We start from the raw sequence: 14,974 nt of genomic DNA on the forward strand, positions 1-14,974 counted from the left end.
ACTTAGTAGCTTACAATCTGTAGGGAAGTGATCAACCCATGAGGATTAGGGAACGGATTTACGATAAATTAGTAGAGGACAGTCATTTGCTTAACCTACCGTAATTCATGCCAGAACAGCCGTCACCTCTTTCCGAAGAAAACGCCACTGAAATCTTCCGACAACTCCGACAAAAAGAAGGAAATTGGGTTGAGTGGGGAAAATCTTGTCAACAGTTACAAAAAGCGGGATACAACACACAGACCATTTTTGAAAAAACTGGATTTGAGCCAGTTCACCAAAATCAAGTGATTGTTGCGTCTCAAGTTTATGAGACGATCGCGGAAACGGGTGTCGAAGATCAGGTGAAAGAGCATTTTCGCAATAAAGGAAGTGATATTCTGTATGAATTTCGTATTCTTCCCCCACAGGAACGATCGCAAGCGGCGACTCTCGCCGTTGAGAAAAACTTAACCCAGCCTGAAGCACATGATATCGCCAAAGCGATTAAAGAGTTCTCTTATTTAAGTTCTCTCCCAGACGGATTTACCAATGGTGCGGGTGATGCGATCGCCTATCATTACTGGAAACTGGCGCGAGGGAAAAGGGATTTACAAGCCCGATCGCGCCTCATTGCTCAAGGATTGCGCTTTGCCTACTCTAACACCGCCAGAGAAAAAATTGAAAGCCTTCTCAGTGATTTTACCGTTGTTCCAGTAACACCCGCGCCGAATCTTCCTCTCTATCGTTTAGAACAAGAAGAGGAACTCCCTCGCATTCTTCCTGTTCTTCCGAGCTTAAAAACCAGTGTCTCACAATTCGAGGCAGTTTCCCAACCGCAACCCCAAGGAGTATTTAGCATTACTGAAACTTCAGGGAAAGAACAATGGGTGGCGCTTCCAGGTTGGCAGATGATTTGTGCTGCTAGTGATCCCGTTGCGATCGTTTGTGAGAAAGAGGAACTCCCGAAAAGTGATTCTCTACGCAATGAATCGTTTTTAGTGGTGATCGATCGCGCGGCTACGGATTGGTATCTACACAGTTATTTTTTAGTGGAAGCTGAAGAGGGATTAGGGATTCGATGGTTTGAACAAGCGCCGCCACAAAAGTTATTAGGAAAGGTGATTCTGATTTTACGTCCAAAGCGTATTATTGATGAAGGGGCGATCGCGCAAAGTTGGCAAGTTGAGGAATAATCAACGCCACTATTTCCCAATGCAAAATCGACTAAAAATTCGATCGAGCATGGATTCGGTGACTTCCTCTCCTGTAATTTCTCCGAAGGCTTGGATCGCACTTCGCAGATCGATCGTCCAAAAATCTAAAGGAAGCTGCTGCTCGATCGTTTCTAAAACGTGCTGTAAAGCGGTTTTGGCGCGAGTTAAAGTGGCTGCTTGACGTTGATTAATAGCAAAATCGCGATTCGCTGCGTTAACGTTGCCTTTCTGCACTAAACTGAGGATAGCACTTTCTAAGTCTGTAATGCCTTGAGATTGCGCGGCTGCGGTGGCGACAGTGTTTTGAATCGTATCAGGATAGTTCACTGTCTGGGGCGATTTGAGATCAGTTTTATTAATGACTAAAATCAATGGACGAGCTTTAACCTGTTCATAGATTAGATCATCTTCTTCTGTCCATCCCAATTGCGCGTCAATGGTGTGTAAAATGAGATCAGCTTTTTCCGCCGCTTGGCGCGATCGAGCAACTCCAATTTTTTCCACCTGATCCTCTGTCTCTCTAATCCCCGCGGTATCTAACACCTCCACTGGAATCCCTCCCACCACTAGATTCGACTCCACAACATCTCGTGTCGTTCCAGGTAACTCAGTGACGATCGCTCGATCGGTGCGACTCCAAGCATTCAGTAAACTGGATTTTCCCACATTCGGTCGTCCCACGATCGCCACTTTAATCCCTGTACGAAGTAATTCCCCTTGATCGGCTGTATTGAGGAAATCTTCAACGCGACTTAAAACCGCCTTCACCTGTTGCTGAATTTCCGTATTATCCAAAGGCGGTAACTCATCAGCAAAATCCACTCGCGCTTCCACCTCCGCCAAAATATCTAAACAAGTGCTGCGTAACTCCCGAATCGGTTGCGCCAACTTTCCTTGTAACCCAGCCAAAGCCATTTCCCCAGCTTGTGGCGATTTTGCGCCTACCAACTCCGCAATACTTTCCGCTTGAGTGAGATCAATTCGTCCATTGAGAAACGCACGAAGAGTAAACTCTCCCTGTTGAGCCAATCTTGCCCCCTGCTCCAAACACAAGTTTAACACCTGTTGTACGGGAATCATACCGCCGTGACAGTGAAACTCGACCACATCCTCTTTTGTATAAGAGCGAGGAGACTGCATAATTAAGAGTAACGCCTCATCAACCGTTTTTCCAGTTTCAGGATGAGAAACATAACCGTAGAGAATGCGGTGAGACTCCCAAACTTGTTTTCCTGGGGCATGAAACAGACTTTTCGCAATGGAAAGCGCCTTTTCCCCTGATAAGCGCACAATTCCCACGCTACCTTGTTGAGGAACAACTGGAGTCGCAATAGCGACGATCGTATCTCCTTGCATAAGTTTATCCTTTGTATGTATTATAGTAATGCGTTTTTTAATCGGGATTAGATAGTAGATTAAGGATAATCTTCCCGAATATAGCGTCCAGAAAAATAGCCGTTCAAACCACAATAAAACTCGCAATTTTGAGCTTCAACATCCACAAAAATATCACTAAGGTTTAGGGTAACTTGACAGGCTTCAGATTGAGAAATTGTGTTTTCCGTATTAGAGCAATCGTTCCAGATCAATTGTTGAGGTGATGAATCTTTTGGTCTAGCTCCTTCAAAACTAACTCGACAAAGGTGACTGTAGGGACTGCTCACAGTGCTAATCCAAGCGGAGACACTGCCATTAAGATGACCAACGAGAAGCAACTGACCTGTGATGTTGGGATGATCATGGGAGTAACTGTTAGGGTGTGGGGTCACTTGATAAGTTTGGGCGAGAGTTTGCAGACGATCCATATAGGCTTGTCGAGTACAGTCACGATTAGACTGACATTGATCACGCTTTTGTAACCAATCCTGTTGTGTCTTAATCAGGGTTTGGCGGGCTTCTGGGGTTAGCTGTTCCCGAATCCCCTGATAAAGTTTTGCCATTTGACGATCTAGCCAGCTTAAATCCTCTTCTGTGCAAATTAGATGCTCGGTAGGGGTGATCGCCTGACTACAATTAAAACTGGGGCTTCCATTAAACGGACTCTCCGCTTGCGCGAGTGAAGCAAAGCCAAGAACTAATACAGAGGGTACACTTAAACCAATGAATTGCCAACAAAGATCGCGCTTACATAAACTAAGCCAGTGATGTATTATTTTCTGAGTTCTTGTTTTCATGATTGATGTTAGTGTTACTCAACACTTCTCCTTCATCGTGAATCCTTTATCGTTGGTCTTTTTTATCATTATTGTAGCTCCTCAGTCAGCATCTAATTTTAAGGATTATGGAGAACCTGTTCCAAAACATTCAACAGTTATTCACGCAAGAGAATGAGTTCTGATATTAAAATATTGGATTGAAGAAAATTGGACTAACTTAATTGAAGTTACCCTCGCTTTGACTGTTGCAATTTTAGTCTCTTGGCTGGGTGCAAGTATTTTTAGTCGCTACTTCGATCAATCTCTTTTAGATGCAGCAATTCAAAGTAAACGCAAGATAAATAGTGAGCTTTTATTATTAGGAAAACTGATCATAAATGCCAGCATTATCTTAGTTGTAATCATCATTTTTGCTCAAACCCATGATGTTAATTTATTTGGTTTAATCGCCAGTTTACGGGTTGGTGGTTTAGCCGTTGCTTTTGCGGCTCAAAAAAGTTTAGAACAGCTTTTAGGGGGAATTGTGCTTTATGTTGATCGTCCTTTTGTTCCTGATGATTATATCGGTTTACCTGATGGAACATTTGGGAGAGTGGAATCAATTGGACTTCGATCAACGCGGATTCGAGTATCAGGATCAGTTACGGTATAGAATTTACCTGTAATGAACCGACTGTTTATGTTGATTCACCCGTAACCGTTTAGTTGTTGATGTTACAAAAACGAAATTGCTCTGGTCGAAATTCAGCGATTTTGTTTTTTCCTCAGATATAATGAAACTAATGACCCAGGGCGTAGAACAGAAGGTAAACTGAAAGTATGGATCCAGCTTTACAATACCCCATTTTTGGGGCGGAAATCAAGTGTCCCCACTGTCGTCAAACTATTCCCGCGCTTACTTTAACCGATACCTACTTATGTTCGCGTCATGGGGCGTTTGAAGCTGATCCCAAGACAGAGGAATTAGTTCATTTACAGTCGGGGCGCTGTTGGCGAATGTGGGAAGGTCAATGGTATCGACAACACACTCATCCCGATGGCATTCGCTTTGAGATTCACGAGGCGCTCGATCGACTCTATACTCAAGGATATCGCGCCACACGGGTAATTATTGCCAATCGCTATAAAGATTTGGTAAGCTCCTATCTAGAAAAGCATCGATCGCGCTGGGGAGAAAGTAAATCGGATCAGCTGCGTTTGTATGGCTTACCCATTGCGTTTAGTCCCGATGAAGAGGAAGAACCCCGTTGGGGTGTGATTAATTTTGATTTAGAAAAAGAACCAGGTGTCCCTGTACGCTATCCCTATTTTCGTTTGTTTGAATAGGTGGTGATTGGTATCGCCCCCTAACCCCCAATTCTGGGGGAATGTGGTCAATTAATTAGGGCTTGCTGTTGGGAAACTGAAAGTCTTACCAAATAAGGATTTGAGGCGATTCAGTTTAGATAAAAATGCAAGTTCATTGATTGTTCAATCGTCACGCACCTTGCATCAAAATCTTCCCCTCCTACCGATCAATCAACCCTAAGGCAACTTGCCTCTTGCCTCTTGCATGCAAGCCTTTTGCCTTACTTAACCAACCAATGGACTTTTTCAGCAACCCCTAATTACTTGTTATGATGCACCACGTTTCGATTCGCACTGGAGATATTCACCGCGCGATCGCATTTTACGAATTATTCGGCTTTACCATCCAAGAAAGATTTACTACAGGTTACACTCTCGCTTGTTGGTTAGAGGGGTGGAACTCTCGTTTAGAATTAATCCAAATTCCTCAGCCGAAACCAGCACCAGATGCGTTCCATGATGAACATTATGTGGGATATTATCATCTTTCCTTTGATGTTACCGAGTTTGCTGCCAGTTTGCCACAATGGTTAGAGAACGTTCGATCGCGCTTTCAAAACGCATCAAAGGAAAACCCAGAACAAATTTCTCCCTTAAAGGTATTACTTGAACCCACGCAACAAATCATCGGGGAAACAGTTTATGAAGTTGCATTTATTGCTGATGCGGATAGCCTACCATTAGAAATTATTCGTAATCAAGGAAAACCCAATCAATAAAGTAATAAGCTAGAAAAAAAGATGTTATTAGAATTAAAACGTTGGGAAATTCCCCCTGGACATCAAGCGCTGATTAAAAATGTTTCTTGGTCAGAATTAGAGCAAATTTTAGAGGAATTAGGGGAAACTCGATCGAGCCGTATTTCTTATAGTAATGGGAATTTAGAAATTATGACTCCCCTTCCCGAACACGAATATAGTAAAGTATTAATTAGCGATTTTGTCAGGATTATTTTAGAAGAATTAGAACAAGAATATTGGAACTTAGGCGCAACGACATTTAAATCAGAAAAAATGGCGCAAGCTGTCGAAGCAGACGAATGTTTTTATATTCAAAATGAAGCGATTGTTCGGGGGAAAAAACGGATTGATTTAAACCGAATGCCTCCTCCTGATCTCGTGATTGAAATTGACATTACCAACCGCACTCGCTTTAAGAATTATCAACTTTTAGGTGTTCCAGAATTATGGCGTTATGATGGCACTAACTTAGAAATTAATCGCTTACAATCAGGAACATATATTCTATCCGATGAGAGTTTACAGTTTCCTCAATTGGCGATTAAAGAAGTAATCCCTCAGTATTTAGAAGCCAGTAGAAGTGAAGGAAAACTTACCATAATGAAACAGTTTCGACGTTGGGTAAGAGAACAAATTTAGTCGGAAAAAAAGATGTTATTAGAATTAAAACGTTGGGAAATTCCTCCTGGACATCAAGCGTTAATAAAAAATGTTTCTTGGTCAGAATTAGAACAAATTTTAGAGGAATTAGGGGAAACTCGATCGAGCCGTATTTCTTATAGTAATGGGAATTTAGAAATTATGACTCCCCTTCCCGAACACGAAGACAATAAAGCATTCATCAGCGATTTTGTCAGAATTATTTTAGAAGAATTAGGACAAGAATATCGTAATTTAGGCGCAACGACTTTTAAATCAGAAAAAATGGCGCAAGCTGTCGAAGCAGACGAATGTTTTTATATTCAAAATGAAGCGATCGTGCGGGGGAAAAAACGGATTGATTTAAACCTGAGGCCTCCTCCTGATCTCGTGATTGAAATTGATATTACCAACCGCACTCGCTTCAATAATTATCAACTTTTAGGTGTTCCAGAATTATGGCGTTATGATGGCTCTAAGCTAGAAATTAATGTCTTAAAGTCTGGGAAATATGTGTTATCGGATGAAAGTTTACAGTTTCCTCGGTTTCCAATTAAGCAAGTCATTCCTGAGTATTTAGAAGTAGGTAAAACTCAAGGAAAAGTGGCGACTATGAATCAATTTCGATCTTGGGTAAGAGAAGTCATTATAAACTCTTAAATCTTTAGAGTTAGTCGGGTTTGCCTTCCCCAACTTCTATCATTAATAATTAATTGGTCATTAGTTACTGAAATGAAGGACAAATGACGAAAGACGAAAGACTAAGAACATTTTTAAATTTGGCTTATGTTCATTACCATTAGTGAAGATACTTTAACTTTATCATCAGGTGATGCGGTGATTTTCTTGGATCAGACCTGGCAAGATTATGAACACTTACTGAAGCTACGTCAAGAAAAATTGATCCCTAAACTATCGTTTAATTCAAAAACCCAAGAAATTCGTCTGATGTCTCCTTTACCAAGTCATGGAAACCGCATTGATACCCTCAGAGATTTGGTCAAAGTGCTTTTACGTCAAAACAAGCAAGACTGGCAATCTTTTGACCCGATTACCTTAAAAATACCACTACAGGCAGGAGTAGAACCTGATGCCTGTTTTTATATCCAAAATCGGCAAGCTATCTTAGGAAAAGAAAGAATTAATCTAACTGTTGATCCCCCCCCTGATTTAGCGATTGAAGTTGATCTTACCTCAATCACTGATCTACGAGCTTATGAGATACTCAAAGTACCTGAATTATGGATTTATCGTCAAGGAATCTTAAAAGTTTATCTGTTAGGAGGGGAAAGTTATCGTGAAAGTGCCGTCAGTGGCTTATTTCCTGAAATTGATGTTCCGAAAATTTTACCGAAATATGTTGAATTAGGATGGAATGAGGGGTCAAGTGTTGCTTTACGTCAGTTTGAAAAGTTATATTTTGGAAAAATAAAGTTACAGTAAACAGCATGAAGTTATCGTAGGGTGGGCAAGGCAAACCCTACAATGTAGTCCTTGGAAAAGTTGGGTTTCGCTACGAAAGATCGATGCTCTTTAACTTAAATAACGCAGGCTTGGAGAGATCAAGCACAAAAAAAGGGAGAACATTTCTCCCTGTCAAATTAAAATCAATCATTATTGGTAATTATGTTTTACCTTCTGGCAGCGCAGACTACAATTAACCCTTAGCTTGGCGCTGACGGAATTTTTTCACGCCCATGTAACCGCCAAGGAGAGCAAGAGTGGTTTCTGATTTTTTCATCAGAGACGAGCTTGCCATGATTTCGGATCACGTTTACTGTGAAAGCACGCGACCACAGTAATGATCTCTTGGTCAAATACATAAAGAATTCTGTAAGGAAAACGCCGAATCAATGCTTGTCGTGCTTGTTTGTAGATAATTTGATAAGCCAGTGGGTTACGTCCAATAGCAGATAGACAAGCATCAACTGCCCGAATGAACTCAGAGCCTAACCCCAGAGTTTGTGCCTCATACCATTCAAAAGCATCTTGAATATCCAATTCTGCTTGTGGACGGATGATCAGTCTGTAGGTCATTGGAAAAAACCGAGTCGTTGTTTAACTTCTTCCCAGGTTGAACCAACAGTTGCATCTTGTCGATCGTTTTCTAAGCGACGATCGAGTTCCTGTTTCTGTGCATCAGTTAAAGGCAATTCATTTTGCTGATCCAAAATGCTATCCCAGAGGTCTTCAGCGAGTTGGATGCGTTCAGCAGTGCTAAGTTGAGAGATTTCTACTTTGAGAAGGGGATGATTGCTCACGGTGATCGTTTAATTAAAAAGCCGTCAACAATAGTCTAACCAAATCCTGATTGATCAATGGTGTTGCCAATATCAAAGTCAGTGCTGAACTCTGAACTTGCTGTCGCTGATACAGGGCTAATAATGACAGCTTCTGCGGGTTTGACAAAACTTGCCATGACCATTGCCAAGCCACTTAAGCTAAAAGCAGTTAAAGATTTAAGATTCATCATTGTAATTTTTCTCCAAAAAGAAATGTTGAGTTGTGTTGTGGAAGTTGCGCGATCGCCTCTGGCAGCGAGCTTCGCTCGATCGCGCTAAAACTTGCAAAAACTATAACAATCTTAAAAAAAAAGCAATGATTTCAATCACATAAAAGAAAATTTACAAAAATACACCAAGAGGGGAAGCTGTATTAATTTCTAATGCAGATGGCTTACCATGAGAAATAATTTGCAATTGGGGAAAGTAATGAATCAAGACATTGCTTACTGTTTCAATCCATACTGTTCACACCCAAAAAACGATCTCGATCGGCAAAAATGCAACAACTGTGGCTTTCTTCTCCAACTTAAAAACCAATATCAAGCCCAAAAACTCATCGCCAGTGGGCGCTTTGGACGAACATTTTTCGGAGAAGATCTTATCGAAAATCGTCCCTGTCTAATCAAACAATTTTTCCCGACAAGTGAAGACGGAATTACCCTGAATTCTCAAAAGGCGATCGAGCTTTTCCATTCCGAAGCCCAACGATTAGAAGACTTAGGAAATCATCCTCAAATTCCCCAATTATATGCTCACCTAGAACAAGAAACCTATCAATACCTGATTCAAGAATGGATTACAGGAGAAAATCTTGAAACCCAACTTTCTCAAAATCAAACCTTCAGTGAACGAGAAATCAGAAAACTCCTTTCTAGTTTACTTCCCGTGTTAGACTATCTCCAGAAAAACACTGTTATTCATCGCGACATCAAACCAGAAAACATCATTTCTTGTTCCCAAAAACAATCAGAATATGTTTTAGTCGATTTTGGGGCAGCAAAACTCGCATCATTACGGAATTTAGTAAAAACTGGAACAATTATCGGTTCTCCAGGTTATGCCGCACCAGAACAAGTGTATGGAAAACCCACCTTTGCTAGTGATATCTATAGTTTAGGAGTAACTTGTTTATACCTACTAACTGGGGTTTCTCCCTTCGATTTGTATAACCCAACAGAAAACCAACTACTATGGCGAGATTACTGTCAAGACTCCCCTGTGAGTGATTCTCTGGCGGCGATTCTTGATGGGATGACCGCTTTTGATCTTAAGCAACGCTATCAGTCTGGGAAAGAAGTTTTAGATGCGTTAGGGGTGTTATCTCCTCTTCCTGTGTTGTCTCCTTCACCACAACCCGACAAGAAAGAAACCTCATCTGTGATTAAACTGTACAGTGGCAAAGGTGCAATTTATACAGTTAATTTTAGTCCTGATGGGACACTTCTCGCCAGTGGCGGTGGATCAGAATGGGGAAAATTAATTGGAAAAGAGAATTGTGTTCGGTTGTGGCGTGTGGGAGAGTGGGAAAAGCATTACAAGTTAACGCAACATTCCGCACCGATAACAGCGGTTAAATTTAGTTCCGATGGACAGTTTTTGATCAGTGGGAGTCTTGATAAAACAATTAAAGTCTGGAATCTCACCACGCAAAAGCTACAGCAAACATTGAAAGGACATCGTTATGGGGTGAAAACGTTACAGGTGAGTCCTTATGGCGATCTTTTAATCAGTGGGAGTGAGGGGGGAGAGGTGATTTTGTGGAATTTACACACTGGAAAAGCGCTCGATCGATTAACCTGGGAACAGGGAAGAATTTATACGATCGCCTTGAGTCGAGATGGAGAAACATTTGCGGTGGGAAGTGTCGAGAGTCAGATTCAAGTTTGGGAAGTTTACGGATTGAAACCATTGTTTTCCTTAACGGGACATACCGACTCTGTTAAGAGTCTTGATTTTAGTCCCGATGGTAATGATTTAGCCAGTGGAAGTGGTGACTGGGATTGTACGGTTAAACTTTGGGATTTAACCAGACAACAGCTTAAACAGACGCTACAGGGACATCAATGGGCGGTCAATGCTGTAAAATTTAGTCCTAACGGCAAATATTTGGTTAGTGGAAGTAGTGATCAAACGGTGAGACGAATTGAACTTGAGGAGGAAACATCAGTTTCTAGTGCTTCTCTTCGTCACCTTAAAGCAGTGACAAGTCTTGCTTTTAGCCCTGATGGGATATTTTTGGCGAGTGGTAGTGAGGATGAGACGATTAAACTCTGTATTTGAAACGGATAGGATGATCCCTAGCCCCCCTTAATAAGGGGGGTTGGGGGGATCAATATATAGCGCTAATTGTTCAAAATGGTATAACTATTTTTCAACCGCACTTAAGCGTTTTTTCAATTCCGCTAATTCGTCAGCCCAACGCGGATCAGGTTGCGTTGATGTATTGCTGTTGTTATTGGTACTCGCTGCGGGTTGTTTCGATTTTTTGTTCTTTTTACCCCGCCGTTCACTTTTGGGGGCGCTTTCCTTTTCTGAGGATTTATCAGGGGCTTTATCCTTTTGTTTCACAGGGCGAGAGGTTTCACGGGGTTTTTCCTCACTTCCTTCTTTTTCTTGGCTAGGACTATTTTCGTCTCCTTTTCCTTTATTGCGAGGAAGCGCTTTCTCGATTTTTAAGGCGTTTTCTCTGAAGGTTTGACCATTATGTTTTTCAATAATTTCGTCCGCCATTTCATCCGTAGCGACAGTGACAAAAGCAAACCCGCGACAGTTTCCAGTCTTGCGATCTTTAATCACTTTGATTGATAAGGAATCGTTAGCTTCACCAAAAACTTCTTGTAATTCTTGGCGTTCTACCGTATCTTTTGGCAAATTACCCACGTACAGGCGTACAGACATAAAAAGTACCTCACATTAATTATTTAACTGGTGAAAAACTTGGTTTTGACAGTTACAGTTCATTTCCAACTTGGGAGTCTTATTTTCAATAAAGTTGTTTTTAACTTGTTTTGCTTTTTCAATTGCTTTTTCTTTAGAAGCATCAACTTGAATTTAGCGTCATGCTAATTTACGGGTTCTCCCTTTTGCCTTTTTCTTGCGCGTGTTACCTTGACGATGGGATAAACGCAAACCACGCTGAAAGAAAGGTTTGGAATTAGCTGTAACTGCACTCAAAATTATTACAATTTTTTTACACTCTTTCTTAACCTATCATGGAATTGCTGTTTTCGCTACCCTGATCAGTTAAGTTTTTTTCAAGTCTAGGTAAAAATTGCAAAATGGCAGGAGCATTATAACTTATCAGGAGGTGATAATGAAGCCGAAAATTATTGTTTGTGGTTTGGGGCGCACTGGCTATAGAATTTTTGTTTTACTGAAAAAGCAGGGAGTGGCTGTGGTAGGGGTGAGTGATTTTTCTTTGGGAGAGGAAGGGATTATTGTCGGTGATGCGCGATCGCGCGCCACTTTAGTCGCAGCGGGAATAGAAGAGGCGCAAAGTCTGGTTTTAGCGGGGAATGATGATGCGGTAAATTTAGCAATTTTAACCCAAGCACGGTTACTCAATCCTCAAATTCGGATTGTGAATCGCCTTTATAATCAAAGTCTCGGTCAACGCTTAGATCGGATTCTTCCCAATCATTTTAGTCTCAGTGTTTCAACCTTGGCTGCGCCCATTTTTGCTTTTGCGGCGATGGGAAATGAGGCGATCGGGCAATTAGAACTCTATCATCAAACGTGGCCCCTCCATGAGGAAGTGATTGATGCGTCTCATCCCTGGCTGGGAACGCCGCTTCAAGAACTTTGGGATAATCCACAACGGATGCTGATTCATTATCTTCCGAAACGAGGGGAGAGTAATTTAGTAGCCGCCCTCCTATCGGGAAAGCGTTTACAGGGCGGCGATCGAGTGATTATTGGGATTCAGCCTCAAGTGCGGAAAAGCCCTCGACAACGCTTAAAACGCCTGTTGAAAACCTTTAAAAGTCTGCCTTTATTTTATCGGTATGCTCGATCGGTGGCGATTGTCTTTTTAGGGTTACTGATTACAATTTTTGTCGCCACCTTAACCTATATTTCTACTAACCTAGAAACCTCGATCGTGGATGCCCTTTATTTTTCTGTGGGAATGATCACAGGAGCGGGGGGACAAGAGCAAGTGGCGGAAAATTCCAATGATCTCATTAAAGTGTTTACGGCGTTGATGATGCTTTTAGGAGCGGGTGTGATTGGGATTTGTTATGCTTTGATTAACGATTTTGTTCTGGGGAGTCGGTTTAAAGAATTTTGGGATGCGGCTCGTCTTCCCACTCACGGTCACTACATTATTTGTGGTTTGGGAGGAATTGGCATGAGGATTGTTGAATATCTCCACGAACACAATCATGAAGTGGCGGTTATCGAGCGCGATCGAGAAAACCGTTTTTTACATACGGCGCGGTCTTTAGGTGTTCCTCTCATTTTAGAAGATGCGAATCTCGAAGCCACTCTCGAAGCGGCTAATTTAAAAAAAGCAGAGGCAATTTTTGCCGTTACCAGTGATGAGATGATCAATATTGAAATCGCACTCACTGCTAAAGCAATACAAGATTCAATTCCTGTTATTGTTCGTAATCACACACCAGACTTAACTCATTCCTTACAAGAAGTGTTCAAGTTTCAAAATGTGCTTTGTCCGACAGCCCTTTCCACTCCTGCGTTTGCGGCGGCGGCTTTAGGGGGGAAAATTTTAGGAAATGGCTTAAATGGGGATTTACTATGGGTGTGTCTATCGACACGGATCACACCGCAACATCCCTTTTGCGATCAAGTGGTGAAAGATAGCGCGATGGAAGCGAATTTTGTTCCCCTTTATCTGGAAACACCAAAAAACACCTTACATGGTTGGCAACTTTTAGAGGCTTGTTTAGTCCCTGATGATATCCTCTATTTAACGATTCCTGCAACGGAATTAAACTTATCTTTGTTCTATCATTCTAGCTAGTTTCATTCATATAACTTAATCGACGATCCAGGAAAGCCTTGATTTAGCTATGATCGGGCTTTTTAAAGTAGCGATCTTCTTCTAACTGATTGGTGAAAGAGTTAGGATGCTCAGGCTTTTGATTAAAAGCAGAAAAGTTTTGAATCTCAATGGTTCGATCGGGGAATACAGCATTAATTTCTAATTCCCCTCCCATTGCATTGATAAATCGCCGTAGTGTACTAATAAAAATATCTGTACGGTTCTCAATTTTAGAGATTTCCGCTTGTCCCACATCCATGGTCTCTGCTAAAGTGGACTGGGTTAGAGAAAGGGCTTGACGAATCTCAGCCAGAGACATCTCTTCCCAAAGTGCAGCTTTTTTCTCTTCAATACGCTGACGTTGTTCCTCAGAAAAGTTTTGAGTTAATTCTGAAAATTTCCGTGCCATGATTTAATTCCCCAAGTTTTTTAGATAGTCTTCGTAGAGAGTCTCTGCTTTTCTAATGTACGCTTGATAAAACTGCTTTTCCTTACCTGTTTTATGCCCACCAATTAGAAGGATAGCAACACGACGAGGGTCGAAAGCATAAAACACGCGGATGGGATTTCCGCCAGATTGAACCCGTAACTCTCGCAAGTGAGAGAACTTCGAGCCTTTAACACCTGAAGAATAGGGATAGGGAAGATTCGCGCCTTGTTCTTGTAAAAGTTCTGCATAGGCAGTAACGTCCTCTTGTTCCTGCTGAGTAAGAGTTTCCCACCAACCTTCAAAAGCATCAGTTACCTCAATATCCCACATTTTGACCTTATTTTATTTGACAGCGTAGTATTCCTTTCAAGGAATGTCAATCCCCGCTTCATCATAGCCGAGAATTTCCTCGACACTGCGCTGATCTTGGTCGGGTAATTGAGAACAATGTAAGGCAATTTCTGTTAACCTCTGTTCAAGTTGGTCAGCGTTGAGGTGAGCATTACCTGAGAGAGTCGCAGGGAGGTTGATCATCTCCACCTCCTGGTTAGGTCGATAGATTTCAACGGTTTGATCTTGGGGATTAATCAGCCAACCCAGCCGTAACCCACTTATAAGGTATTCTTGCATTTTTTCTTGAAGCGATCGCTTTCCGATCGCTTTCCGAGCGTAGTTCAATGACAAAATCAGGACACAGGGGCGGAAACTTTTTTTGCTGTTCCTTTGACTTCGTTGATTACTTTTGCTTTCATTTTAGACAATGGGAATACACTGAATCGTAAACCTGTCGCCGATGACTCGATCGCGCCCCCATCCTGCTACGTTATTAGATGAGATAGTCATCCATTAACTTGATTAGAAAACGATCGATTCGGCTTTTTATCTCTTGCTTGGTTATCGGCTAAATACTCATCAATCACTTGCTGAAATGATTGTTCTAACTCATCCACTGACAAACCGTCAAAAACGATAACATCTTCAATATTAATCACACGACCAAAAAACAAACGGTCTTCTTCATCATATTCAATGACAGCTTCATATCCTTTATATTTCATCAATCAACTCCTGCTTTAGTTAAAAATTCTCGAATTGCTTTCACTTGATATCTTTTTAATCTCTCACCCTCCTCAAGCAGACGATCGTTGCGACAAACTGTTATAAGAGGGAAGTAACATT

The 14,974-nt window shown here is 41.5% G+C and carries 17 protein-coding genes and 2 pseudogenes; 10 read left to right on the forward strand and 9 right to left on the reverse strand.

What is annotated here, in order from left to right:
- Positions 1–107 precede the first annotated feature (107 nt).
- Positions 108–1,175 (forward strand): RuBisCO accumulation factor 1, encoded by a 1,068-nt coding sequence (locus tag DACSA_RS12265; protein ID WP_015230053.1) that lies wholly within the window; start codon positions 108–110, stop codon positions 1,173–1,175.
- A 9-nt stretch (positions 1,176–1,184) separates the two neighbouring features.
- Here the strand turns inward: DACSA_RS12265 and mnmE are convergent, their stop codons facing one another.
- Together mnmE and DACSA_RS18330 are read right to left on the reverse strand one after the other, a co-directional pair.
- Positions 1,185–2,552 (reverse strand): tRNA uridine-5-carboxymethylaminomethyl(34) synthesis GTPase MnmE, encoded by a 1,368-nt coding sequence (mnmE, locus tag DACSA_RS12270; RefSeq protein WP_015230054.1) that lies wholly within the window; start codon positions 2,550–2,552, stop codon positions 1,185–1,187.
- A gap of 59 nt (positions 2,553–2,611) precedes the next feature.
- On the reverse strand, positions 2,612–3,370 hold the full coding sequence (locus tag DACSA_RS18330) for a lysozyme inhibitor LprI family protein (RefSeq protein ID WP_015230055.1): 759 nt from the start codon (positions 3,368–3,370) through the stop codon (positions 2,612–2,614).
- Between the two features lie 181 nt (positions 3,371–3,551).
- Between DACSA_RS18330 and DACSA_RS12280 the strand changes: the two are divergent.
- The 6 genes and pseudogenes from DACSA_RS12280 to DACSA_RS12305 form a co-directional block, all read left to right on the forward strand.
- A pseudogene (locus DACSA_RS12280) lies at positions 3,552–4,001 on the forward strand (mechanosensitive ion channel family protein); the annotation flags it as partial.
- A 170-nt stretch (positions 4,002–4,171) separates the two neighbouring features.
- Positions 4,172–4,678 carry a TIGR02652 family protein gene (locus tag DACSA_RS12285; protein ID WP_015230056.1) on the forward strand — a complete coding sequence of 169 codons (507 nt, stop codon included), beginning with the start codon at positions 4,172–4,174 and terminating at the stop codon, positions 4,676–4,678.
- Between the two features lie 293 nt (positions 4,679–4,971).
- Positions 4,972–5,418 carry a VOC family protein gene (locus DACSA_RS12290; RefSeq protein WP_041235476.1) on the forward strand — a complete coding sequence of 149 codons (447 nt, stop codon included), beginning with the start codon at positions 4,972–4,974 and terminating at the stop codon, positions 5,416–5,418.
- Between the two features lie 21 nt (positions 5,419–5,439).
- On the forward strand, positions 5,440–6,078 hold the full coding sequence (locus DACSA_RS12295) for a Uma2 family endonuclease (RefSeq protein WP_015230058.1): 639 nt from the start codon (positions 5,440–5,442) through the stop codon (positions 6,076–6,078).
- 12 nt (positions 6,079–6,090) lie between these two features.
- Entirely contained in the window at positions 6,091–6,738 is a 648-nt protein-coding gene (locus tag DACSA_RS12300; protein WP_015230059.1) for a Uma2 family endonuclease, read from the forward strand.
- A 126-nt stretch (positions 6,739–6,864) separates the two neighbouring features.
- Positions 6,865–7,521, forward strand: coding sequence for a Uma2 family endonuclease (locus DACSA_RS12305; protein ID WP_015230060.1), 657 nt, complete (start codon positions 6,865–6,867; stop codon positions 7,519–7,521).
- Positions 7,522–7,818: 297 nt separating this feature from the next.
- Here DACSA_RS12305 and DACSA_RS12310 read toward each other — a convergent pair whose 3' ends face one another.
- Positions 7,819–8,115 carry a type II toxin-antitoxin system RelE/ParE family toxin gene (locus DACSA_RS12310; protein WP_015230061.1) on the reverse strand — a complete coding sequence of 99 codons (297 nt, stop codon included), beginning with the start codon at positions 8,113–8,115 and terminating at the stop codon, positions 7,819–7,821.
- Positions 8,112–8,339 carry an addiction module protein gene (locus DACSA_RS12315; protein ID WP_015230062.1) on the reverse strand — a complete coding sequence of 76 codons (228 nt, stop codon included), beginning with the start codon at positions 8,337–8,339 and terminating at the stop codon, positions 8,112–8,114. The genes DACSA_RS12310 and DACSA_RS12315 overlap by 4 nt, the downstream gene beginning before the upstream one ends.
- 81 nt (positions 8,340–8,420) lie before the next feature.
- Between DACSA_RS12315 and DACSA_RS20745 the strand changes: the two genes are divergently transcribed.
- Complete coding sequence (locus DACSA_RS20745) at positions 8,421–8,639, forward strand: hypothetical protein (RefSeq protein ID WP_156800782.1); 219 nt, start codon at positions 8,421–8,423, stop codon at positions 8,637–8,639.
- 150 nt (positions 8,640–8,789) lie between these two features.
- Entirely contained in the window at positions 8,790–10,643 is a 1,854-nt protein-coding gene (locus DACSA_RS12320; RefSeq protein ID WP_156800783.1) for a serine/threonine-protein kinase, read from the forward strand.
- Positions 10,644–10,727: 84 nt separating this feature from the next.
- Here DACSA_RS12320 and DACSA_RS12325 read toward each other — a convergent pair whose 3' ends face one another.
- The gene (locus DACSA_RS12325) at positions 10,728–11,261 is read right to left on the reverse strand and encodes an RNA recognition motif domain-containing protein (protein ID WP_015230065.1); all 534 of its coding nucleotides are present in this window, start codon (positions 11,259–11,261) and stop codon (positions 10,728–10,730) included.
- A gap of 415 nt (positions 11,262–11,676) precedes the next feature.
- On the opposite strand from DACSA_RS12325, the gene DACSA_RS12330 reads away from it, so the two are divergent.
- Positions 11,677–13,344: a potassium channel family protein gene (locus tag DACSA_RS12330; protein WP_015230066.1), complete on the forward strand. Its 1,668-nt coding sequence runs from the start codon at positions 11,677–11,679 to the stop codon at positions 13,342–13,344.
- 43 nt (positions 13,345–13,387) lie between these two features.
- Here DACSA_RS12330 and DACSA_RS12335 read toward each other — a convergent pair whose 3' ends face one another.
- The 4 genes and pseudogenes from DACSA_RS12335 to DACSA_RS12350 all read right to left on the reverse strand — a co-directional run bounded on the left by DACSA_RS12335 (position 13,388) and on the right by DACSA_RS12350 (position 14,853).
- Positions 13,388–13,774 carry an XRE family transcriptional regulator gene (locus tag DACSA_RS12335; RefSeq protein ID WP_015230067.1) on the reverse strand — a complete coding sequence of 129 codons (387 nt, stop codon included), beginning with the start codon at positions 13,772–13,774 and terminating at the stop codon, positions 13,388–13,390.
- A gap of 3 nt (positions 13,775–13,777) precedes the next feature.
- Complete coding sequence (locus tag DACSA_RS12340; protein ID WP_015230068.1) at positions 13,778–14,125, reverse strand: type II toxin-antitoxin system RelE/ParE family toxin; 348 nt, start codon at positions 14,123–14,125, stop codon at positions 13,778–13,780.
- A gap of 174 nt (positions 14,126–14,299) precedes the next feature.
- Positions 14,300–14,522 (reverse strand): annotated as a pseudogene (locus DACSA_RS23080) (Uma2 family endonuclease); the annotation flags it as partial.
- 112 nt (positions 14,523–14,634) lie between these two features.
- On the reverse strand, positions 14,635–14,853 hold the full coding sequence (locus DACSA_RS12350; RefSeq protein ID WP_041235477.1) for a type II toxin-antitoxin system HicB family antitoxin: 219 nt from the start codon (positions 14,851–14,853) through the stop codon (positions 14,635–14,637).
- Between the last annotated feature and the right edge of the window lie 121 nt (positions 14,854–14,974).

The organism is Dactylococcopsis salina PCC 8305 (assembly GCF_000317615.1).
Classification (GTDB): Bacteria; Cyanobacteriota; Cyanobacteriia; order Cyanobacteriales; family Rubidibacteraceae; genus Halothece; species Halothece salina.

What these genes read in the sequence shown, in the direction of transcription:
- DACSA_RS12265 (WP_015230053.1), top strand. Translation starts at nt 108, where the DNA reads ATGCCAGAACAGCCGTCACCTCTTTCCGAAGAAAACGCCACTGAAATC.
- mnmE (WP_015230054.1), bottom strand. Translation starts at nt 2,552, where the DNA reads ATGCAAGGAGATACGATCGTCGCTATTGCGACTCCAGTTGTTCCTCAA.
- DACSA_RS18330 (WP_015230055.1), bottom strand. Translation starts at nt 3,370, where the DNA reads ATGAAAACAAGAACTCAGAAAATAATACATCACTGGCTTAGTTTATGT.
- DACSA_RS12285 (WP_015230056.1), top strand. Translation starts at nt 4,172, where the DNA reads ATGGATCCAGCTTTACAATACCCCATTTTTGGGGCGGAAATCAAGTGT.
- DACSA_RS12290 (WP_041235476.1), top strand. Translation starts at nt 4,972, where the DNA reads ATGCACCACGTTTCGATTCGCACTGGAGATATTCACCGCGCGATCGCA.
- DACSA_RS12295 (WP_015230058.1), top strand. Translation starts at nt 5,440, where the DNA reads ATGTTATTAGAATTAAAACGTTGGGAAATTCCCCCTGGACATCAAGCG.
- DACSA_RS12300 (WP_015230059.1), top strand. Translation starts at nt 6,091, where the DNA reads ATGTTATTAGAATTAAAACGTTGGGAAATTCCTCCTGGACATCAAGCG.
- DACSA_RS12305 (WP_015230060.1), top strand. Translation starts at nt 6,865, where the DNA reads ATGTTCATTACCATTAGTGAAGATACTTTAACTTTATCATCAGGTGAT.
- DACSA_RS12310 (WP_015230061.1), bottom strand. Translation starts at nt 8,115, where the DNA reads ATGACCTACAGACTGATCATCCGTCCACAAGCAGAATTGGATATTCAA.
- DACSA_RS12320 (WP_156800783.1), top strand. Translation starts at nt 8,790, where the DNA reads ATGAATCAAGACATTGCTTACTGTTTCAATCCATACTGTTCACACCCA.
- DACSA_RS12325 (WP_015230065.1), bottom strand. Translation starts at nt 11,261, where the DNA reads ATGTCTGTACGCCTGTACGTGGGTAATTTGCCAAAAGATACGGTAGAA.
- DACSA_RS12330 (WP_015230066.1), top strand. Translation starts at nt 11,677, where the DNA reads ATGAAGCCGAAAATTATTGTTTGTGGTTTGGGGCGCACTGGCTATAGA.
- DACSA_RS12335 (WP_015230067.1), bottom strand. Translation starts at nt 13,774, where the DNA reads ATGGCACGGAAATTTTCAGAATTAACTCAAAACTTTTCTGAGGAACAA.
- DACSA_RS12340 (WP_015230068.1), bottom strand. Translation starts at nt 14,125, where the DNA reads ATGTGGGATATTGAGGTAACTGATGCTTTTGAAGGTTGGTGGGAAACT.
- DACSA_RS12350 (WP_041235477.1), bottom strand. Translation starts at nt 14,853, where the DNA reads ATGAAATATAAAGGATATGAAGCTGTCATTGAATATGATGAAGAAGAC.